19 protein-coding genes are annotated in these 19,976 nt (G+C 68.5%); 2 read left to right on the top strand and 17 right to left on the bottom strand.

Features of this window, described 5'->3' with window-relative positions:
- Window positions 1-29: 29 nt before the first annotated feature.
- Window positions 30-467, bottom strand: a complete 438-nt coding sequence (locus tag JMF86_RS27030) for an N-acetyltransferase (protein WP_011548673.1) — start codon at window positions 465-467, stop codon at window positions 30-32.
- A gap of 42 nt (window positions 468-509) precedes the next feature.
- Window positions 510-1,466 (bottom strand): hypothetical protein, encoded by a 957-nt coding sequence (locus tag JMF86_RS27025; protein ID WP_011694918.1) that lies wholly within the window; start codon window positions 1,464-1,466, stop codon window positions 510-512.
- A gap of 305 nt (window positions 1,467-1,771) precedes the next feature.
- Here JMF86_RS27025 and JMF86_RS27020 point away from each other — a divergent pair, with 305 nt between their 5' ends.
- Both JMF86_RS27020 and JMF86_RS27015 read left to right on the top strand, forming a co-directional pair.
- Window positions 1,772-3,064: an MASE1 domain-containing protein gene (locus tag JMF86_RS27020; protein ID WP_011548672.1), complete on the top strand. Its 1,293-nt coding sequence runs from the start codon at window positions 1,772-1,774 to the stop codon at window positions 3,062-3,064.
- A 13-nt stretch (window positions 3,065-3,077) separates the two neighbouring features.
- Window positions 3,078-3,893 (top strand): carboxylesterase, encoded by an 816-nt coding sequence (locus JMF86_RS27015; RefSeq protein ID WP_011548671.1) that lies wholly within the window; start codon window positions 3,078-3,080, stop codon window positions 3,891-3,893.
- 112 nt (window positions 3,894-4,005) lie between these two features.
- Here the strand turns inward: JMF86_RS27015 and JMF86_RS27010 are convergent, their stop codons facing one another.
- From JMF86_RS27010 to JMF86_RS26940, 15 genes are all read right to left on the bottom strand, one after another.
- Window positions 4,006-4,293, bottom strand: a complete 288-nt coding sequence (locus JMF86_RS27010) for a barstar family protein (protein WP_011548670.1) — start codon at window positions 4,291-4,293, stop codon at window positions 4,006-4,008.
- A gap of 31 nt (window positions 4,294-4,324) precedes the next feature.
- Window positions 4,325-5,380 carry a MerR family transcriptional regulator gene (locus JMF86_RS27005; RefSeq protein ID WP_011548669.1) on the bottom strand — a complete coding sequence of 352 codons (1,056 nt, stop codon included), beginning with the start codon at window positions 5,378-5,380 and terminating at the stop codon, window positions 4,325-4,327.
- Between the two features lie 87 nt (window positions 5,381-5,467).
- On the bottom strand, window positions 5,468-6,934 hold the full coding sequence (gene xylB, locus JMF86_RS27000) for a xylulokinase (protein WP_011548668.1): 1,467 nt from the start codon (window positions 6,932-6,934) through the stop codon (window positions 5,468-5,470).
- Window positions 6,931-7,869, bottom strand: coding sequence for an AraC family transcriptional regulator (locus JMF86_RS26995; RefSeq protein WP_201317178.1), 939 nt, complete (start codon window positions 7,867-7,869; stop codon window positions 6,931-6,933). The genes xylB and JMF86_RS26995 overlap by 4 nt, the downstream gene beginning before the upstream one ends.
- 29 nt (window positions 7,870-7,898) lie before the next feature.
- Window positions 7,899-9,092, bottom strand: a complete 1,194-nt coding sequence (locus JMF86_RS26990; RefSeq protein WP_011548666.1) for an ABC transporter ATP-binding protein — start codon at window positions 9,090-9,092, stop codon at window positions 7,899-7,901.
- A 3-nt stretch (window positions 9,093-9,095) separates the two neighbouring features.
- The gene (locus JMF86_RS26985; protein ID WP_006480069.1) at window positions 9,096-10,130 is read right to left on the bottom strand and encodes an NAD(P)-dependent alcohol dehydrogenase; all 1,035 of its coding nucleotides are present in this window, start codon (window positions 10,128-10,130) and stop codon (window positions 9,096-9,098) included.
- A 10-nt stretch (window positions 10,131-10,140) separates the two neighbouring features.
- A complete protein-coding gene (locus JMF86_RS26980; RefSeq protein ID WP_041489441.1) occupies window positions 10,141-10,974 on the bottom strand; it encodes a carbohydrate ABC transporter permease in 834 nt (277 codons plus the stop codon).
- Entirely contained in the window at window positions 10,962-11,921 is a 960-nt protein-coding gene (locus tag JMF86_RS26975) for a carbohydrate ABC transporter permease (RefSeq protein ID WP_011548664.1), read from the bottom strand. Before JMF86_RS26975 ends, JMF86_RS26980 begins: the two co-directional genes overlap by 13 nt.
- The gene (locus JMF86_RS26970) at window positions 11,905-13,170 is read right to left on the bottom strand and encodes a sugar ABC transporter substrate-binding protein (protein WP_011548663.1); all 1,266 of its coding nucleotides are present in this window, start codon (window positions 13,168-13,170) and stop codon (window positions 11,905-11,907) included. Before JMF86_RS26970 ends, JMF86_RS26975 begins: the two co-directional genes overlap by 17 nt.
- 209 nt (window positions 13,171-13,379) lie before the next feature.
- Entirely contained in the window at window positions 13,380-14,339 is a 960-nt protein-coding gene (locus JMF86_RS26965; protein ID WP_011548662.1) for an amidohydrolase, read from the bottom strand.
- Window position 14,340: 1 nt separating this feature from the next.
- The gene (locus tag JMF86_RS26960; protein ID WP_011548661.1) at window positions 14,341-15,288 is read right to left on the bottom strand and encodes a YncE family protein; all 948 of its coding nucleotides are present in this window, start codon (window positions 15,286-15,288) and stop codon (window positions 14,341-14,343) included.
- A gap of 41 nt (window positions 15,289-15,329) precedes the next feature.
- Window positions 15,330-16,622, bottom strand: coding sequence for an MFS transporter (locus tag JMF86_RS26955; protein ID WP_011548660.1), 1,293 nt, complete (start codon window positions 16,620-16,622; stop codon window positions 15,330-15,332).
- Window positions 16,623-16,752: 130 nt separating this feature from the next.
- Entirely contained in the window at window positions 16,753-17,670 is a 918-nt protein-coding gene (locus JMF86_RS26950) for a dihydrodipicolinate synthase family protein (protein ID WP_011548659.1), read from the bottom strand.
- Between the two features lie 8 nt (window positions 17,671-17,678).
- The gene (locus JMF86_RS26945) at window positions 17,679-18,851 is read right to left on the bottom strand and encodes an L-rhamnonate dehydratase (RefSeq protein WP_011548658.1); all 1,173 of its coding nucleotides are present in this window, start codon (window positions 18,849-18,851) and stop codon (window positions 17,679-17,681) included.
- 49 nt (window positions 18,852-18,900) lie between these two features.
- Window positions 18,901-19,956 carry a 4-hydroxythreonine-4-phosphate dehydrogenase PdxA gene (locus JMF86_RS26940; protein ID WP_011548657.1) on the bottom strand — a complete coding sequence of 352 codons (1,056 nt, stop codon included), beginning with the start codon at window positions 19,954-19,956 and terminating at the stop codon, window positions 18,901-18,903.
- Window positions 19,957-19,976 lie beyond the last annotated feature (20 nt).

Raw genomic sequence — 19,976 nt, 5'->3', positions numbered from 1 at the left:
GCCATGCGACGGCGTCGACATGACGCGCGTCACGCGTGCCAGACCATGCTCGCGCTCGTGTCGGTTTCCGACGCGACGCGAAAGCCGAGCCGTTCGTAGAGCCGCCGCGCCGGGTTGCCATGTAGCACGCTGAGCGATACCGGCACGCGCGCGTGCGCCGCGTCGGTCAGCAATGCGTGCAGCACGGTTTTCCCGATTCTCTGGCCCTGGCGCGCGGGGAGAATCTGGATCTGATGGACGTGCCATTCGCTGGCGGCGCGTGTCACCTTCAGCAGGCCAATGGCATCGGCGCCTTCACAGACGATCATCGCGTCGTCGAAGTTCGCGCGGATGCGCTGGTCGTGCGCGTCATCGTCGGTCGGCGCGCCGACGCGCTGCAGATGCTCGGTCATCGTGAGTCGACGGAGCGTCAGCAGGAACGGGAGATCTTCCTGAGACGCAGCACGCAGATGGATCGCGGGTTTCATCAGTGATGAGAGGTTGCGTCGGGCGCGACGCTTCGGTGCGGATCACATGCCCGGCAACCGAATTTGCAGGCCGGCCGGGCGATGTTCGAGGACATCCGTGACCTCGTATTCGGTTTTTGCCCCGTCCGAAGTTTGCCACTGCTGCATACGGACATTGCACAAGAGCACGTCTCCCTTGCTGAAACTGATCTGGCTGTTGTTCACGCGCGACAGGAAGCCGGCATCGGTGATCGTCGCGTGAATCGTCGACGTGCCGTCGTACAGGCGCCACTTGTTGTCGTCCTTGAACGCGAGCGACACGATCGAGAATGCCATCTTGCGATGCTCGTCGAGCAGGAGCGAGTCGGTCGGCTCCGGCGCGTGAAACCATGCGATCTCGTTGTGGGCGACCGTCTCGTATACCTCGGTATCGGTGCCGGCAGCGAAAATCTCGATGCCTTCGCGCGCTAGCGGCGCAAGCACTTGTGCGATGGCTTGGCGAACGCGGACGTCACTCAGCAGCGTGAGGACGGGCAGGTCGATTTCCAGTTCGTCGCCGTCGACGTCCAGCACCGCGGTGTTGTTCTGCATCCGCACGTGCGTGATCTCGCGCCCACGCAGCCATTTGAGGACGGCGAAAAGCCCCTTCCTTGCCCTGGGCGCGGCGATGCCGAGCGCGGTCAGGATCGTCACCGCATTGGCGAGCGCCGTGCCTTCGTTGCCGCTCAGCATGTCGCGCATGCGGCCGAGCAGCGAGGTCGCGAGCGTGAAGTCGATGCCGAAGCTGCCCGTCTTGAAGCTGCCGCGCACGTTGACCTGCGGCCGGACCTGAGCGCCGCACAGTGCGCGCGTCGACGCGTCGAGCAAATCGCCGAAGGCCAGCAGCGCGGGCGCGAGTTCGCGTACGTCCATCTCGGACGAATCGAGCGTGGGCCCGTCGTACGTGATGCGAAATCGGCTCATCGCGTCGAAGGGGCCGATATCGGCCGGGCCGGTACTGTTTTCATCGTGTGCGGTCATGTCGAGTGCTGGCAAGAGAGCTGGACGATACCCGAAACGAACGCTTTCGGATGCCTTTCATCGTAGGGCCGAATGACCGGCCGCAGGCGATTTTGGCCATCAGGACAAGACGACTTGCAGACATGTCCCGATAGCGCCCGGCAAGCAGCGAACTTTTCCGATACTTTCCCGGTCACAACCGCCAGCTTGCGGGGGCGCGCCGGTACCCCGAACGTGCTGCCGCCTTCCGGTATTCCGTCGTTCCACCCGCCCGCCTATCATGCGCACATCGCTCGCACGCACGGCGCAATACACAGGGATTCTCGATGGACACCAAACGATCGCGGCCGGGGCTCGTCGCCGCGCTGCTCTGGGCGGCGCTGTATCTCGCGACCGGCTACATCTCGCACGAATTCAACGGCCCCGTCCGGCTGACGGGCTACATCTGGCTGCCGGCCGGTGTGACGGTCGGCGCATTCATGCTGCGACCGATGCGCGAATGGCTGACGCTGGCCGGCGCATTCCTGGCCGGGCAGCTCGCGCTGTCCGCGATCGAGCACGGCAGCTTCGTCAACGCGGTGCTGTTCACGGTGGACGAGGTCGGCGCGGCCGCACTCGCGGTCTGGCTCGTGCAGCGCGTGCGCTTCTCGCTCGAAGGGCTGTATTTCCTGCGCTCGGTGATTCTGGCCGGCTTGATCGCGGGCGTCGTCGGCGCGATCGGCGGCGCGGCGTGGTACACGACGCTCAAGGGTGCGCCGTTCTTCGACGTGTGGTCGGTGTGGGCCGCGTCCGATTTCGTTGGCGTGCTGCTGGTCACGCCGGTGCTCGCGTCGTGGTCGCGCTTTCGCGCGCACCGCTCGGGCGACCACGAGCGCTTCGACCTGGTGCTCGGCATCGTCGCGTTCGCGTTGCTCGCGGTCGTCGCGCTCGTGATCTTCGATGGCGATACGGCGCGGAAATTCGGCACGGGCGCCGGCTTCGCGCTCACCTATGTGCCGCTGTTCCTGACGGTCGCGGTGACGCTGCTGCTCGGCGGCCGTGCGGGCTCGTCGTCGGTGCTGGTGCTCGCGCTGATCGTGATCGAGCAGACCGCGCAGGGCGACGGCCCGTTCGCGTCGCTCCACGAGCATTACGGCAGTGCGCTGCTCGAAGCGCAGCTCTATCTGGCGGTCGCGTCGCTGCTGGTGCTGACGGTGAGCACGCTGAAGACGACGCGCGAGCGCGTGCACGAGCATGCGGCGGTGCTGCAGAACAACATGGAGCTCGCGCTCGCGAGCGCCGGCCAGATCGCGTACGTGCTCGATCCCGAGTCGGGCCGGATCGAATGGAGCGGCGACGTCGAGCGCGTGTTCGGCGTCGGCGTCGACGCCGCGCAGATCGCGAGCGTGCCGCTCGTGCTCGAACGCGTGCAGGCGGGCGACCGCGACGCGTTGCGCGACTACTGGAATGCGGAGATCGCGGGCGAGGACCGCGCGTCGCTGTCGCTGCGCATCGTGCTGCGCGACGGCGGCACGCGGACGATCACCGACCACGGCGCGCCGTTGCTCGATTCGAACGTCGACGTGACGGTGGTGGCGGGCGTGTGGCAGATCGAACGCGTGTGGCCGGCGGACGAATGAGCGGGCACGCGTCATGACGGGCCGCACGGCCGTGCTGCTGATCCACGGGCTCGGCGGCACGCAATACGATCTCGGTTCGCTGCACAAGGCGATGCGGCGCGCGGGCGCCGACACGCACATGATCACGCTGCCGGGGCACGGCACGCGCCCGGAGGATCTGGTCGGCGTGCGCGCGGAGGCGTGGCTCGACGCGGTGACCGAGCAGTACCGCGCGCTGGAACGCGAGTACGACACGCTGCACGTTGCGGGGATGTGTATGGGCGCGCTCGTCGCGCTGCTGCTGTGTCATCGTGTGCAGCATGCGCGCGGCCGGCTCGCGCTGTTGGCCGCACCGGTATTCATCGACGGCTGGTCGACGCCGTGGTACCGGTCGCTGCGGCACGTGCTGTATCGCGTGCCGGGTGTGGCGGAGCGAATGCGCGTGGAAGAAGGCGATCCGTTCGGCATCAAGAACGCGACGATCCGCGCGATCGTGAAGAAGAAGTTCGAGCGGCAGGACAGTTTCCACTATGCGTGGGTGCCGCTCGCGTGCGTGCGGCAGGTGGACCGGATGCGCGACTGGGTACGCGATGCCGCGCCCGGCACGCCGTGCCCGACGCTCGTGCTGCATGCGCGCGAGGACGAGCTGACGAGCCTGCGCTCGGCCGATTTCCTGCTGGAAAAGCTGCCCGACGCGCGCGGGATCGTGCTGGAGAACAGCTATCACATGATCTGCGCGGACAACGATCGCGACGACGTCGCGCGGCACGTGCTCGAGTTCTTCGGCTTCGATCCCGTGCATGCGGTGAGCCCGGCGATGGCGCGGCGGATGGGGCGGCTGGGATCGTGACGGTGGTGCAACCGTCACAATGGCGTCAATCCGGGGGCAAATCCATTTGAGGTTGTTGCGATCTAGTCTGGAAGGAACGGACGTGCGATCTTGCGGCTTGCGGCGAGTTCGATCAATCGTATTCGACACGGGGTGCGAAGGCCGGATATTGCCGGGCCATGTCCTGCAGGCAGTCGCGCATCAGCTTCGCGTCGCGGGGAAAGCGGCGTTCGAATTCCGACCAGCCTTTCAGCCGGAGAATGGGCGGCATATCGACCAGTGCGGTAATGGCGTCCCAGAACGCATCCCAGTTTCTTCCATACCAATCCGGGAAACTCAACTTCTTCATCAGCCGTACGTGCAACTGTTCGGTCGATTCGATATCGTCGAGTTCGATTTCTACCCGCGTGTCGCGTGCCATCATGTTCTCCGACGGACAGGTCGCGAAACATTCAATTCATTTCGCGTTCCGTACCGAGCATCATAGCGCGCGCTTCCGGCCGCCGCGCAATCCGCTCCCGGACCTCCGGCGCCGCCAGGCACGTGGCCACGGCTTCATACCCCGGCGCGCCGGGGTAAGGCGCCACGCGCGCAGGCGGGCTGTGATTGGCCGGGCACAGCAGGATGGTTTCGTCGGGGCCGACCGCCGCGAGATCGAGGATGGCCGACGAGCGCGTCAGCAGGAACAGCGGCCGCATGCCGGCGGCCGCGCCTTCGCGCAGATGCGCGATCAATGCCAACTGCGTGGCTCGGTCGAGGCCCTGTTCGATCATGTCGACGATCTGCGCACGCGGGCGTTGCGCTTCGAGGCTGACGAGGAGTGCCGTCAGCGCTGGCGACGGCGTCGCGCCTTTGGCGGCGAGCAACGCCGACGCGCGATCGACGCGCGACTTCAATTCCGGATCGGCGTGCAATGCGTCGAATGCCGCGGCACAATCGTCGTCCAGCCGATCGAGGCCGACGAACACCGCGCCGGGCAGCGCTTCGGCCAGCCGAAGCGCGAGCCGCGTCTTGCCGCTCCCCAGCGAACCGATGATGTAGTTCAACGGCCGGATATCGCGACACTCGAACCATTCGCCACCCCACGGCCACGGCAGGCTGAACGCGACGCCGGCGCTGCCTGTGTCGACGAGCCGCGCGAGTTCTCCGTCCGTCGGCATCCGCCCCCGTGCAAGGTCGGCGCGCATCGCGCGCACACGGTCGAGCTTGCCGACGAAATCCTGAATCCCGCGATCGAGCGCCGCTTCGTGAGCGGCCAGCGCGGTATCGAGACCGCGCGCATCGCCGTCGAGCACGCTCGCGACCTGCGCGAGACCGAGGCCGAGCTTGCGCAGTGCCGCGATGTCGGCGGCGCGTGCGAGGTCGGCCGGGCCGTACGCGCGGTATCCGGCCGGCGTGCGTTCGGGCGTGACGAGGCCGTGCCGCTCGTACAGCCGCAGCGCCTTGATCGAGACGCCAAGCCGCGCGGCGGCGGCCGATGCGTTCAAACGGGGCGTGTCGGTACCCATCCGTCACCTCTTGCTGTCGATTCGTTGCGGTCAGCATAAAGGCGATCCCAAGGGCCGGGTCAAGCGCGATCGCGCGGCTGTTCCCGTTCAGTCGGCGGCCGCGAACTCGTCCCGCAGCGCGCGATACAGCCGTCGGTAGCGCGCGAGCCGCCCCGCCAGCAGATCGACCGACGCGGCATCGGGCGCGACCGTCTCCGTGACGGGCGGCGCGACGCAGACTTCCTCCAGCGTATCGTTCGTCGCCGCCAGCCGTGCGAGTCGCGCCGCGCCGAGTGCCGCGCCGACCGCGCCGTCCGCATGGCGCTGCATCGAGAGCCCGGTCGCATTCGCGCATAGCTGCGCCCAGAACGCGCTCTTCGAGCCCCCGCCGATGAACGACACCGCGTCGAGCGTCGTGCCGGCCGCGCGCAGCGCGTCGTAGCCGTCGGCCATCGCGAACGCGACGCCTTCCATCACCGCATACGCGAGATCGTCGGCGTCGTGTTCGTTCGACAGCCCGAAGAACACGCCGCGCGCATGCGCGTCGTTGTGCGGCGTGCGCTCGCCGCCGAGATACGGCAGGAACAGCGGCGCGCGGGCCGGATCGGCGTGTTCGGCGCGCGCCGCCAGCACAGCGGGCGTCGTGCCGTGCGCACGCGCGAGCCAGTCGAGGCTCGCCGCGGCCGACAGGATCACGCTCATCTGGTGCCAGCGCCCTTCGACGCAGTGACAGAACGCGTGCACGGCGGCGTCCGGGTTCGGCGCGAAGCGGTCGTTGCCGGCGAACAGCACGCCCGACGTGCCGAGCGACAGGAAGCCGCTGCCGGCACCCGTGACGCCCATGCCGATCGCGGACGCCGCGTTGTCGCCGGCGCCGCCGGCGATCGTCACGGGCCCGTCGATGCCCCATTCGCGCCGCAGCGCGTCGCGCAACTGCGCGGCGGGCGCGTTGCCTTCGACGAGGCGCGGCATCTGCGCGCGCGACAGCTCGGTCGCGGCGAGCATCCGGTCGGACCAGTCGCGGCGCGCGCAGTCGAGCCACAGCGTGCCCGACGCGTCGGACATGTCGGACACGAATTCGCCGGACAGGCGCCAGATCAGGTAGTCCTTCGGCAGCAGCACCTTGTGCACCGCGCGAAACACGGCCGGCTCGTATTTCGCGAGCCACAGCAGCTTCGGTGCGGTGAAGCCGGGCATCGCCATGTTGCCGGTGATCGCGCGCGATTCCGGCACCAGCGCTTCCAGCTCGACGCATTCGGTGCCGGCGCGCGTGTCGTTCCACAGGATCGCGGGGCGCAGCACCTGGTCCGCGCGGTCGATCAGCGTCGCGCCGTGCATCTGGCCGGACAGCGCGATGCCGCGCAGCGCGGCGAAGCCGGCCGGATGCGCGGCGCGCACCGACGCGATCGCGTCGAGCATCGCGTGCCACCACGCCTGCGGGCTTTGTTCGGACCAGTGCGGATGCGGCCGGCTGATCGACAGCGTGGCCGCGCCGGTGGCGAGGGGGACCGATCGGGAATCGGTGAGCAGAACCTTGACCTCGGACGTGCCGAGATCGATGCCGAGGAATGTCACGTGTGAAGCGTCCTGTCTGGGGGGCACGGCGGCCGCGCGCGTCGCGGGGGCGGTGCGTCGTCGCGGCCGTGCGGTTCGTTGAGCCGGTGCAGCGCGCGGAACTTCGACGGCGGCACCTGCTTCATCGCGAGAAACTGACGGTTGAAGTTCGACAGGTTGTTGAAGCCAACCCGGTAGCAGATGTCGGTCACCGTCAGGTCGGAAAACATCAGCAGCTCGCACGCCTCGTTGATGCGCAGCCGGTTCAGGTAGCGCACGAACGACGAGCCGGTGTGACGCCGGAAAAACCGCGTGAAGGTGCTGACGCTCATGCCGGCGAACGCGGCGACGTCGGTTTCGCGCAGCATGCCGGGCAGGTTCTGCTGGAGGTACGACAGCACCTGGTTGATGGTCGACGACATGTAGTGCTGCGCGTCGCTGCGGTAGCCGGGCCCCGCGAGCACGCGCCGCTCGCGGCACGACGACAGCCGGTCGAACAGCGACATCAGGATCTCGACGCGGCGGCAGCCGTGCGCGTTCGCGAGTTCGAGCATCAGCGGCGCGACCTCGACGCCCACGCGGTCGGGAAACTGCACGCCGCGCGCCGCGTCGTCGATCAGGTCGATCACCGGCTGCAGCTCGCTGAACGCGCCGACCATCTTCTCGATCGCATCGCGCGAGAACTGCAGCACGACGTCGCGCGACGGCACGCGTTCGCCGTCGGCCAGCTCGCTGACCCAGTTGTGCGGCAGGTTCGGCCCGGTGACGATCAGGTTGCCCGGGCCGAAGTCGCCGATGTGGTCGCCGACGAACACCTTGCCGCGCGACGCCTGGATCAGGTGAATCTCGTACTCCGGATGGAAGTGCCACTTCGCGAACGAATGCGGATAGTCGTGGACCCACGCGCGAAACGATTCGTCGCGGTGGGTGGGAACGATCTCGAGATCCGGGTTCATCGTGTGCTCCGTCGGGGCGTGCCGGCGTGCTACGGACGGGACATCGACCAGCCCGTCGCGGCGGGCGGCGTGGCGCGCGTCGCGGCCGTCGGCGGCACCGCGTGCGCGATCGGGTTCGCATCCGGCAGCGTGACGTTGCGCTCGGTGCCGGCGTCGAACAGATGCAGGGCTTCTTCGTCGAAGCGAAACGCTACCACGGCGCCGGGCGCCGGGGCCATCGGGGCCGGCACGAGGGCCGCGCACGGCTGGCCGCGCCAGTCCAGCGTGACGAGGGCCTCGGCGCCGAGCAGCTCGACGAGCTCGACCGTGCCGGTCAGCGCGAGCGCGCCCGGGGTCGGATCGCCTTCGGCGACGAGCCGCAGGTGGTTCGGCCGGATCGCGGCCTTCACCTGCTGACCGTCGTGCAGGTGCGCGAAGCGCGGCGATGCAAGCGGCCAGCGCGCGCCGTTGCAGTCGAGCAGCACGGTCGCGCCGACACGCTCGATCGTGCCCGCCGCGAAGTTCATCGCCGGCGTGCCGACGAACCCGGCCGCGAATACCGTGTGCGGCTGGCCGTACAGCTCGGCGGGCGTGCCGATCTGCTCGATGTGGCCGCCGCGCATCAGCACGACGCGGTCGGCGAGCGTCATCGCTTCGAGCTGATCGTGCGTGACGTACAGCGTGGTGGTCTTCAGTTGCCGGTGCAGTCGCTTGATGTCGGCGCGCAACTGCGTGCGCAGCTTTGCGTCGAGGTTCGACAGCGGCTCGTCGAACAGGAACACGGCGGGCGTCTTGATCATCGCCCGCGCGATCGCCGCGCGCTGCTGCTGGCCGCCCGACATCGCGCGCGGGCGGCGGTCGAGCAGCGCGTCGAGGCTCAGGATGCGCGCGACGTCGCGCACGCGGCGGTCGATCTCGTCGGCCGGCACCTTGAGCCGCCGCAGGCCGAACGCGATGTTGTCGTACACCGTCATGTGCGGGTACAGCGCGTAGTTCTGGAACACCATCGCGACATTGCGCTCGCGCGACGGCAGGTCGTTGACGACCGCGTCGCCGATCACGAGCTCGCCGCCGGTGATCGCCTCGAGGCCCGCGATCATCCGCAGCATCGTCGACTTGCCGCAGCCGGACGGGCCGAGCAACACGATGAATTCGCCGTCGGCGATCTCGAGGTCGAGCGGATGCAGCACGGCGGGGCCGCCGTCGTAGTGTTTCGACAATGCGTGGCAGACGATTCGGGCCATGGCTCAATCCATTTCGATCTGAATCTTGACGTCGCGCGGGTGCCCGCTCGCCGCTTCCTCGAACGCGCGCACGCCTTCGGAAAACGGGAACGTGCGCGAGATGAACGGCTTCACGTCGATCGCGCCGGATGCGATCAGCGCGAGCGCGCGCGGAAAGATGTTCGCGTAGCGGAACACCGATTCGATGCGGCCTTCCTTCGCCTGCAGCGCGACGACGTCGAGCGGCACCGGCGCGACCGGCATCCCGATCAGCACCGCGCAGCCGCCCGGGCACATCAGGTCGACGAGGCCCGCATACGCGTTCGCGCTGCCGCTCGCCTCGAACACGACGTCCGCGCCCCAGCCGCCCGACGCCTCGGCCACCGCGTCGGCGAGCGGCCGCGTACGCACGTCGACGGTCGTGACGGCCGGGTTGCCGGCGAACAGCGCGAGCTTGTCCGGCACGACGTCGGCGAGGATCACGCGCGCGGCGCCGCCGGCGAGCGCGGCGAGCGCCGTCATCGCGCCGATCGTGCCGGCGCCGATCACGACGGCAAGGTCGCCCGGCTTCATCGCCGCCTTCTTCGCGGCCTGCAGGCCGATCGACAGCGGCTCGACGATCGCGCCTTCGGCGAACGACACGTTGTCGGGCAGCCGGTACGTGAACGCGGCCGGATGCACGACGAACGGCGTCAGGCAGCCGTGGATCGGCGGCGTCGCCCAGAAGCGCACGTCGGGATCGAGGTTGTAGAGGCCGCGCAGCGTCGCGGGCGAATCGAGGCGCGGCACGCCGGGCTCCATGCACACGCGGTCGCCGACGCGCAGGTGCGTGACGCCGGCGCCCGTCTCGACGACGGTGCCGGACGCTTCATGGCCGAGCACCATCGGCGCGTCGACGCGGAACGGGCCGATGCCGCCGTGGACGTAGTAATGCACGTCGCTGCCGCAGACGCCGACCGTATGCACCTTGATCCGGACGTCGCCGGGGCCGACCGCTTGCGGCAGGTCGATGTCGCGCAGCGCGAGCTCGCGCGTGCGTTCGAGTACGAGCGCTTTCAACGTGTTCTCCTTATTTTCCCTTGACCATCGAATTGAGCAGCCGGCTCAGCATGCCGACGAAAACGAGCGGCGGCAGCGCGAGCAGCACCGTCGACGCGTTGATCACGCCCCACGGCACTTCCTGGCCGAGCGACGTGAACGCGGACGCGACCACCGGCAGCGTCGCGCTGCGCGACGACGTGAGGGCGAGCGCGATCATCAGTTCGTTCCACACCAGCACGAAGCTGAACACGATGCCGCCGAGCAGCGTGCTCGCGCACACCGGCAGCGCGATATGCCAGAACACCGCGTACGGGCCGTAGCCGTCGAGCGCGGCGGCCTCCTCGATCTCGCGCGGCAGCCGGCGGAACACGGGGATCGACAGCCACGTGATGGTCGACAGCGTGACGAGCAGGTACGTGACGATCATCGACAGCTTGGTGTCGTACAGCCCGAGATCGACCCAGATCGCGATCAGCGGCAGCGCGACCGCGACGGGCGGCAGGAAGCGCAGCGATAGCAGGAAGAACTGGATGTCGCGCTTGCCGCGTATCGGGTAGCGCGCGATTGCGTACGCGGCCGGCACGCCGAGCACGGCGCCGATCAGCACGGCCGCGCCGACGATCGCGATGCTGTTGCCGAGCCCGATCAAGACCTCGGGGCTCGACAGCACCTGTTCGTAGTTCGCGAGCGTCGGCGTGAAGAAGAAGCGCGGCGTCGGCGTGACGATGTCGAGCAGGTGCTTGAGCGAATTGAGCACGGCCCAGAACAGCGGGAACGCGGCGACGAGCAGGATCGCGCCGGCGATCGCGACGGTGGAAGCGGTGGTGGCGGCGGGGCCGCGGCGGGCCATCAGTCGTCCCATTTGTTGACCCTCTTCCAGATGAGCGTGAAGACGAGCGTGGTCGCGACCATCATCAGCACGGCCATGCCCGACGCATACGACACCTTGCCGGCGAGGCCGATGCCCTGCTGGTACGCGTAGAGATCGAGCGTCTCGGTCGCGATGCCGGGGCCGCCCTTGGTCATCACGTAGATCAGGTCGAACGAGCGCAGCGACTCGACCATCTTGATGAACACGAGGCTCACGAGCGGCGCCTTCAGCATCGGCAGCGCGATGTACGCATGCACCTGCCACGTCGTCGCGTAGTCGAGCCGCGCGGCTTCGAGCGGCTCGGGCGGCAGCGTTTCCAGCAGCTTCAGGATCACGACCGCGAAGAACAGCCCCCACTGCCACACGTCGACGAGCGCGACCGCGTACAGCGCGAGATGCGGATCGGCGAGAAACGCGGTGTGCTCGACGCCGAGCGCGCCGAGCAGCCAGCTCAGGATGCCGGTGAGCGGCGCGTACATGAACTTCCAGATGAACGCGGCCGACACGCGCGGCAGCAGCACCGGCATGATCAGCACCAGCGACGCGAAGCGGCGCCAGCGGCCGTGCACGCGCTCGAACAGGAACACCGCGAGCGCGATGCCGACCAGTACCGCGCCCGCGACCGTGACGACCTCCCACAGCACCGATACCTCGATCGCGTTCAGGAAGCGCCGGTCCGACGCGAGTCGCACGAAGTTGCGCAGGCCGACGTATTCGCTGTCCGGGTAGCGCAGCACGCGGTTGCGCAGCGCGAGGTTGACCGCGGCGATCGTCGGGACGAGGCTCAGGACCGCGAGCAGCGCGAGCGTCGGCGCGAGGAACACCCACGGCAGGCTGGTGCGATCGCGGCGCGCGCGGCCGCGCCGGGCCGACGGTGCGGAAGGGGCCGGGCGGACGCCGAGCGCGCGTCCGCCCGTGCCGTCATTTGCGAGCGCCATGTTCGAGCGCGTCCTTCGCGTACTGGTCCGCTTCGTCGAGCGTGCCGCGGATGTCCGTCTGCGTGCCGGTGAACACCTGTTCGAGCGCGATGCCGAGGTTGTCGCCGATATCCGGCCACTGCGGCGTGCGCCAGATCGTCACCTGCGTGACGGGGTTGGTGTCGTTCAGCCCGGCCTGGATCTGCGGCGCGACGTGCTGCTTGAAGTACGGGCTGGCGATCGTGCTCGAGCGGTTGTAGTCGCTGAACACGCCGTTGCGCAGCCGTGCCTGCTCCTGGTCCTTGCTGGTCGCCCACGCGATGAAGCGGCCGGCGGCCAGCCGCATGCAGTCGTCCTTCGCGCCGACCGCCGAGATCGCGAAGCCGTGGCCGTACGCGGCCGACGGCAGCGGCGCGGGCGGGCGCGTGTAGCCGACCTTGCCGGCCACGCTCGACTTGCTCGCGTCTTCCATCCAGTCCGCGAACGGTGTCGATTCGATCATGAACGCGACCTTGCCCGAGCGGAACGCTTCGAGCGCGTTGCTCCAGTCGTAGGTCGCCGAGCCCGGCGGCGCGTACTTGAACAGGTCGCTGTAGAGCTGCGTGGCCTTCACCGCGGCCGGCGAGTCGAACGCGGGCTGGCCGCCCTTGTCGGTCCATGTGCCGCCCATGCCGAGCATGAACGGCGACCAGCGCCACACGTTCATCCCCGAGCCGCGCTGGCCGCGCGCGACCCAGCCGTACAGCTTCGGCGGCGCGTTGAGCTTCTTGATCGCGGCGACGAGCTGGTCGAGCGTCTTCGGCACCGGAATGTGCGCGGCGTCGAGCAGGTCGCGGCGGTAGAACAGGAAGTCGCCGCCGCCGATCAGCGGCGCGAAGTACGCGACGCCGTTGTAGCTCGCGACCGCGCGGCGGCCGGGCAGGAAGTCGTCGTAGTCGTAGTCCTTCGGGTAGTACTTGAGGAGCGGCACGATCCAGTTGGCCGACGCGAATTCGGCGACGTTCGCCTCGTCGACGTAGTAGATCTGGTAGGAACCGGCGCCGGTCGACGCGTCGAGCCGCGATTTCGCGCGGCGGTCGTTCTCGCCGAAGTAGCTGATCTCGACCTTCGTGCCGTTCTTCTTCTCGTAGTCGGCCAGCGATTTCTCCATCACCGACAGGCCGAGGCTCTTCTGCGCGAGCACGCGGAGGGTCGGCACCTTGCAGGTTTGCGCGGCCGCGACGCCCGGCAGACAGGCGCCGAGCAGCACGCCGGCTGCGACGATTCGCATCTTGTTCACCCGTGTCTCCTTGATTCTGCTTGTTCGAATGCCGCCGATGACGGCAGGGACAATGGTGTGACGCGGGCGACGCGATCACCACATCAAAAGAGTTCGTGAGCCGATACTTTTTGCTCACGGTCGGTCGTGCGATGCACAAAATGTGGTGGTCGGGGTGTGCGTGGTGCGGCCCGACGGAGAGGAATGGCGGGAAGGCGGCGTTACCCGAGCGCCGGTTGATGCGGCGCGTCGAGCGCGATCCGGTACACCCGCAATGCGTTGTCATGCCAGATCGCGCGGCGCGCAGGGCCGTCGAGATGCGCGATCGCACCGGCGAACGTGCGCAGCAGCGCGGGATAGGACACGCGCAGCCCGGCCACCGGGAAATTGCTGGCGAACAGGCAGCGCTGCCAGCCGAAGATCGCGATCGTGTCGCGGATGATCCTTGCGTTGTCCGCGTCGTTCCATACCGCATCGCGCAGGCCGAGTTCGGAGATTTTCACGCTCACGCGCGGCAACGCGGCGAGCGCCGCCATGCCGCTGCGCCAGCGCGCGAGCCCGGCTTCGGAACGGTCCCACGGTAGCCCGGCGTGTTCGAGCACGACGTCGACCGCGGGCGCGTCGGTCAGCATCGCGGCCGCGTCGCCGAGATGCCAGAACGGCACGCGCAGATCCCAGTTCAGGCCGTGCGCGGCGAGGCGTTCGAGCGCGGCCGGCCAGCGCGGGTCATGCAGCGCGCCCGGCCCGTCGATCAACGCATCCGGCGCGGCCGCGGTGCGCGGCTTGAACCGCACGCCGCGCACGCGAGGCCACGCGGCCTGTTCGGCAAGCCGTTCGTCCGCATCGCCGGCCAGCAGGTCGACCCACGCGACGATCGCCGACGGCAGCGCGTGCGCGGCCGCAACTTCATGCAGCCAGCGCGTTTCCGCGAGCGCCTCGTCGCGCGCGCGTTCGGCTTCGACGTGCACGCTGGTGACGAGCGGCGCGCATTGCGCCGCGCGCCGGAAAGCGTCGACGTCGAAGTCGCGGCACAGCGCCGCGTAGTCGCCGAACATGAAGCGTGCCGGGTCGTAGTGCGTCTGCAGCCACGGGTAGTGCGCGCCCGCATCGAGTCGCCACAGGTGGTGATGCGCATCGACGAGCGCATCGGGCATGCCGTCGGGCGGCGCTGCGTCGCGCATGTCAGAGGGCGCCGGCGAGCACGTACGACGCATCGGGCTCGCGCAGCGTCGCCAGCGCACCGACGAAACGCCACGCATCGAGGTCGAGTTCGCGCACATGGTCGTCGTGGAACGACACGTACGCGACGCGTCGCGACGGATGGAACGACAGCGCGGTCGGGTTCGCGGGCAGCGCGATGCGCTCGATCTCCTCGAGCTGCCGCGCATCGAACACCGAGATCGACCGCTCGCCCGAGTTGGTCAACAGCAGCAGGTCGTGACCATCGGGCGCGCTCGTCCGGTAGATGCGGTTCGGGTCGCTGCGCGTTTTCACGCGGCGGCCGCAGGTCATCGTCGCCGTGTCGATCTCGACCAGCGTGTCGTCGCCGCGATTCGCGACGAACAGCGTGCGCTCGTCGCTCGACAGCGCATTGCCTTCGGGGCGCGGGCCGGGCATCACCGCGCGCGGCGCGACGGTCGCGTCGCGCGGATGGAATTGCGTGACCGTATTCGACAGCAGATGCACGCCGTATGCGCGGCTTGCGTCGCGCGTGAGCGTCACGAGATGCGTCTTCACGCCGCCGGACGGCACCGCCATGTTCGGGACCTGCTGCCGGGTGGGCTCATCGAAGACGAGCAGCATGTCGTGCGCTTCGCTCATCGCATAGAGCCGCCCGTCGCGGTCGCTCGCCATCCCGTGCGGCCGGTAGTACGGCCACAGGTCGAGCATGCGCGTGTGGGTGCGCTCGACGAGATCGATCTCGGCAATCCGGTGATCGCCTTCATGGCCGCGCGACCACGCGGTCTCGATCCCGAAGATGCCGACGTACGCGTAGCGGTTGTTCACGTCGACGGTGAATTCGTGCGGGAAGTTCGGCAGCACGATGTGCTTGAGCGGCGCTTTCGTGTCGAGGTCGTAGAAGCTGAAGGTATGGGCGCATTTCTGCACCAGCAGCAGGATGTCGTTCATGGTGGGTCTCCGGTGTGTCGTTCCGTCCCGCGCAGGCGTCGTCAGCCCTCGCAGCGCTTCGGCAGCGTCAGCGCGAGCAGGCCGGCCACCGCGAGCGTGACCGCGAGGCTGTATACGCCAGCCGCCGCGCTCACGTGCTGCGTCAGCACGCCGACCGCATACGGGCCGCAGAAGCCGCCGAGATTGCCGAGCGCGTTGATCAGGCCGCGTGCGCTGCCGGCCGTCTCGACGCTGCAGAGCTTCGGCGGAATCGCCCAGAACACGCCGGCCGCCGCCTGCAGGAAGAAGCCGCAGCCGATCAGGAACGCGAACGATACGGCCATCGACGCATGCGCGTGCACCGACAGCGCGAGGCATGCGGCGAACCCGACGAGCGGCAGCAGCACGAACAGGCGCCGCTTGCCGGTCCGGTCGGACCAATACGACGTGACGAGCATCCCGATCACCATCGCGATGTACGGCAGCATCGCGAGCAGGCCGATTCTGCCCATCCCGCTGTGCGTGAGGTTTTTCAGCAGGGTCGGCAACCACATCGTATAGCCGTAGATGCCGGCCTGATAGCAGAAGTTGATCGCGATGAGCAGCCAGATCGTAGGGTGGCGCAGCAGTTCGCCGAACGATGCGGCCGCCGGCGTGCCGGCCGCGCGCTTGCGTTCCTGCTCGTCGCGCAGCGCATCGAGGATGTAGGCCTTCTCGCGCGGCGATACCCAGCGCGCGGTCTCCGGGCCGTCGTCGGCGAACAGCATCCAGACGACGAGACACAGCAGCGACAGTGCGCCCGCGCAGAAGAACAGGTGATGCCAGTCGTACGCGGCGAGGATGAAGCCGGACAGCGGCGCGGTGATCATGCCGGCGAGCGGCACGAACAGGATGACCATCGCATTCGCGCGGCCGCGTTCGCGATCGGGAAACCAGTGGCTGACCATCGTGAGCACGACGGGCAGCATCCCGCCCTCGGCCACGCCGAGCAGGAAGCGCAGCGCCAGCAACTGCCACGTGTGCGTGACGAGCCCGGTCAGCACCGACAGCACGGCCCAGCTCACGAGCGACCACGCGATGAACGCCTTGCCGCTGCCGAGTGCCGCGCGCCGGCCGCCGGGAATCTGCAGGAACAGGTAGCCGAAGAAGAAGATGCCGCCGGCGAGGCCGGCCATCGTCGCGTCCATGCCGAGATCGGCGTTCATCCCGCCGGGCATCGCGAACGCGATGTTCACGCGGTCCATGTAGGAAATGATGCAGGCGAGCAGCAGCGGTGGAATCACGCGCAGCCAGCGGCGGCGCGGGATGGCTTCGCCGGCGTCGTATGCCGGGGTCGCGGGGTTCAGCAGGTTCATGGTGTCTCCGTCCATCTGATGAGCGGCGGCGGCCTTCTGTCAGGCCGCCGTCACGCCGATGCGCAACGCACGCGCGTTGCGGGTACAAAAGCGATGTCTAGCGCCAGCCCGTTATTAGCGTGAACAGGCCCTAACGCCCCCAGCGCAGCACGATCGGGTCGAGCCGCCGCGCCGTATCGAGCAGGCCGGTACGCACCTGCGGATGCAACTCCGGCCACGGCGCGCGCGGCCGGTCGCACGCGATCACGCCGCCTTCCTTCATCAGCGCCTTCGCGGTGAGGAAGCCCGACTGGCGGTTCTCGTAGTTGATCAGCGGCAGCCAGCGCGCGTACGCGTCGCATGCATCGTCGCGGCGCCCGGCGAAATACGCGTCGGTGATCCGGCGAATGCCGTCCGGATAGCCGCCGCCCGTCATCGCGCCGGTCGCGCCGGCGTCGAGATCGGCGAGTAGCGTGATGCCTTCCTCGCCGTCCCACGGCCCCTCGATCGCATCGCCGCCGAGCGCGATCAGCTCGCGCAGCTTCGACGCGGCGCCGGCCGTCTCGATCTTGAAGTACGACACCGCGTCGATCTCGCGTGCGAGCGTCGCGAGCAGCGACGCCGGCAACGCAACGCCGCTCGCCGGCGCGTCCTGGATCATCAGCGGGATGTCGAGGCCGTCGGCGACTTCGCGGAAGTACGCGCGCACCTGGGCTTCGGGCACGCGGAACGTCGCGCCGTGGTACGGCGGCATCACCATCACCATCGCCGCGCCGAGCGCCTGGGCCTGCCGGTTGCGCGTCGCGCAGATCCGCGCGCTGAAGTGCGACGTCGTGACGATTACCGGCACGCGGCCGGCGACGTGTTCGAGCGTCGTGCGTGTGACGAGATCGCGTTCGTCGTCGCCGAGCGCGAATTGCTCGGAATAGTTCGCGTGGATGCAGAGGCCGTGCGAGCCGGCATCGATCATGAAATCGACGCAGCGGCGCTGGCCGTCGAGATCGAGCGCGCCGTGCGCATCGAAGATCGTCGGCACGACGGGAAAGACGCCCTGGTAGCGTGCGTTCATGGTCGGCCTCACTCGACGATGTCGAACTGGTCGAGGAATTCGGTCTTCAGCGTGAGGCCGAGGCCCGGCACGTCGTCGCGCAGTTGCAGGAAGCCGTTTTCGGCCACTGGCTCGCCGTCGAAGATGTAATAGAACAGCTCGTTGCCGACCTCGACGTCGAACATCGGGAAGTACTCGCTCATCGGCGACGCGAGCGTGCTCATCGTCAGGTGGTAGTTGTGCATCTGACCCGCATGCGGAATCACCGGCACGCTGTACGCCTCGCACAGCGCGTTGATCTTGTGCGCCATCGTGATCCCGCCGACGCGGTTCGTGTCGTACTGGACGACCGACACGGCCTTGCGGTCGAGCAGTTGCTTGAAGCCGTACAGCGAGAATTCGTGCTCGCCGCCGGAGATCGGGATGCGCGTCAGCCGGTTCAGCTCCGCGTAGCCGTCGAGGTCGTCGGCGATCACCGGTTCTTCCAGCCAGCGCGGCTGGTACTTCTCGAGCTTCGGCAGGATGCGCTTCGCATACTCGAGGTTCCAGCCCATGTAGCACTCGAGCATCAGGTCGTTGTCGTAGCCGATCACCTCGCGGATCGCCGCGACCGATTTCAGATTCTCGACCACGCCCTGCTGCCCGTGCGCGGGCCCGTAGCCGAAGCGCATCTTGAACGCGCGGAAGCCTTCCTTCAGGTACGTTTGCGCTTCTTCCTGCATCGCCTTCAGGTCGGTGCGATACAGCTTCGAGTAGTAGCAGGGAATCCTTTCCTTGGTACGGCCGCCGAGCAGCTTGAAGACCGGCTTGCCGACGCTCTTGCCGAGGATGTCCCAGATCGCGATGTCGACGGCCGAGATCGCCGCCATGCCGATGCCCTTGCGGCCCCATGCGTGGGTCGCGCGGTACATCCGCTGGTTCAGGTACTCGTAGTCCCACGGGTCCTGGCCGATCACGAGCGGCGCGAGGTACTGGTCGATGATGACCTTCGCGACGTGCGGCGCGAGCGCGACGTTGCCGAGGCCGACGATGCCGTCGTCGGTTTCGACTTCGACGACCGTCCACGCATGGAAGCGGAACGTGCTCATCGTTTCCTGCGGCGCGTACAGCAGGTCCATCGCATTCGAACAGAAGTTGCCCTGCGGCGGGACGGTCTTGCCTTTCCACTGGAATACGCGGGTGCGTACGGATCGGATCTTCATGAGGGTGTCTCCGGAATCGATGTTGTCGTGGGTAGAGGGCGTGCGAGCGTCACGCCGAAACGATCTGCGAACGCCGCGCGGCGCCCATTCGGCACGCAATCTGCAGCGCCTGCCAGGTCGCGCCGACGTCGGCCGTGCCGCGGCCCGCGATGTCGTATGCGGTGCCGTGCGCGGGCGTCGTGATCGGTACGGGCAGCCCGCCCTGCACGGTCACGCCGCGCGAGAAGCCGAGCAGCTTGATCGCGATCTGCCCCTGGTCGTGATACATCGTGACGATCGCCTGGTAGTCGCCGGCCTGCGCCTTCAGGAAGATCGTGTCGGCCGGGAACGGGCCGTGGAACGGCGCGTCGGTCGGCCAGTCGCGCGCCTGCAAGCGGCGCACGGCCGGCTCGATGATGTCGACTTCCTCGCGGCCGCAACTGCCGCCGTCGCCGCCGTGCGGGTTGAACGCGGCGATCGCCACCTTCGGCGCGGCGACGCCGTTCGCGAGCAGCGACCGGTAGATCAGCTCGGACGCCTGCTCGATCCGCTCGATGCTCAACTGGGCCGCCGCGTCCTTCAACGGAATATGCGACGAGATCCGCGCGGTCCACAGCTCGCCGAGCGTGTTGAATTCGCAGAAGTAGCCGGTCACGCCGAGCGCCTCGGCGAAGTGGTGCAGCTCGTCGTCGTGGCGCAGCCCGCCGAGCTTCATCGCGTACTTGTTCAGCGGCGCGAAGCAGATCGCGTCGATGTCGCCGGCCAGTGCGGCGTCGAGGCAGCGGTCGAGCACGGCGAGCGTCGAGCGGCCGCCGGCGGCACTCGCCTGGCCGACCGTGACCTGCGCGGGATCGACCGTGTCGACGGCGACGAACGCGGCGCGCGCGGCCGACGGCCGGTCGCGCGCGGCGGCCAGCGACGCGACGGGTTCGACGTCGACCTTGACGCCGGCGACACGCTGGCCGGCTTCCCACAGCCAGCGATCGCCGATCAGCACGAGGTTCGCGCGGGCGGTCGCGTCGGGGCGGGCGAGCAGTTTCGCGATCAGTTCGGCGCCGATACCGGCGGGGTCGCCGAGCGTCAGCGCGACGACGGGCAGGGCGGCGGCGGTCGAGGGGGTGGGCATGCGGTGTCTCCGGTGCGGCG

It is taken from the genome of Burkholderia sp. E168m15 (assembly GCF_016586105.1).
Lineage (GTDB): Bacteria > Pseudomonadota > Gammaproteobacteria > Burkholderiales > Burkholderiaceae > Burkholderia > Burkholderia orbicola.
This window is presented reverse-complemented; position numbering and strand designations above follow the sequence as displayed.

What these genes read in the sequence shown, in the direction of transcription:
- JMF86_RS27030 (WP_011548673.1), bottom strand. Translation starts at nt 467, where the DNA reads ATGAAACCCGCGATCCATCTGCGTGCTGCGTCTCAGGAAGATCTCCCG.
- JMF86_RS27025 (WP_011694918.1), bottom strand. Translation starts at nt 1,466, where the DNA reads ATGACCGCACACGATGAAAACAGTACCGGCCCGGCCGATATCGGCCCC.
- JMF86_RS27020 (WP_011548672.1), top strand. Translation starts at nt 1,772, where the DNA reads ATGGACACCAAACGATCGCGGCCGGGGCTCGTCGCCGCGCTGCTCTGG.
- JMF86_RS27015 (WP_011548671.1), top strand. Translation starts at nt 3,078, where the DNA reads ATGACGGGCCGCACGGCCGTGCTGCTGATCCACGGGCTCGGCGGCACG.
- JMF86_RS27010 (WP_011548670.1), bottom strand. Translation starts at nt 4,293, where the DNA reads ATGGCACGCGACACGCGGGTAGAAATCGAACTCGACGATATCGAATCG.
- JMF86_RS27005 (WP_011548669.1), bottom strand. Translation starts at nt 5,380, where the DNA reads ATGGGTACCGACACGCCCCGTTTGAACGCATCGGCCGCCGCCGCGCGG.
- JMF86_RS26995 (WP_201317178.1), bottom strand. Translation starts at nt 7,869, where the DNA reads ATGAACCCGGATCTCGAGATCGTTCCCACCCACCGCGACGAATCGTTT.
- JMF86_RS26990 (WP_011548666.1), bottom strand. Translation starts at nt 9,092, where the DNA reads ATGGCCCGAATCGTCTGCCACGCATTGTCGAAACACTACGACGGCGGC.
- JMF86_RS26980 (WP_041489441.1), bottom strand. Translation starts at nt 10,974, where the DNA reads ATGGGACGACTGATGGCCCGCCGCGGCCCCGCCGCCACCACCGCTTCC.
- JMF86_RS26975 (WP_011548664.1), bottom strand. Translation starts at nt 11,921, where the DNA reads ATGGCGCTCGCAAATGACGGCACGGGCGGACGCGCGCTCGGCGTCCGC.
- JMF86_RS26970 (WP_011548663.1), bottom strand. Translation starts at nt 13,170, where the DNA reads ATGCGAATCGTCGCAGCCGGCGTGCTGCTCGGCGCCTGTCTGCCGGGC.
- JMF86_RS26965 (WP_011548662.1), bottom strand. Translation starts at nt 14,339, where the DNA reads ATGCGCGACGCAGCGCCGCCCGACGGCATGCCCGATGCGCTCGTCGAT.
- JMF86_RS26960 (WP_011548661.1), bottom strand. Translation starts at nt 15,288, where the DNA reads ATGAACGACATCCTGCTGCTGGTGCAGAAATGCGCCCATACCTTCAGC.
- JMF86_RS26955 (WP_011548660.1), bottom strand. Translation starts at nt 16,622, where the DNA reads ATGAACCTGCTGAACCCCGCGACCCCGGCATACGACGCCGGCGAAGCC.
- JMF86_RS26950 (WP_011548659.1), bottom strand. Translation starts at nt 17,670, where the DNA reads ATGAACGCACGCTACCAGGGCGTCTTTCCCGTCGTGCCGACGATCTTC.
- JMF86_RS26945 (WP_011548658.1), bottom strand. Translation starts at nt 18,851, where the DNA reads ATGAAGATCCGATCCGTACGCACCCGCGTATTCCAGTGGAAAGGCAAG.
- JMF86_RS26940 (WP_011548657.1), bottom strand. Translation starts at nt 19,956, where the DNA reads ATGCCCACCCCCTCGACCGCCGCCGCCCTGCCCGTCGTCGCGCTGACG.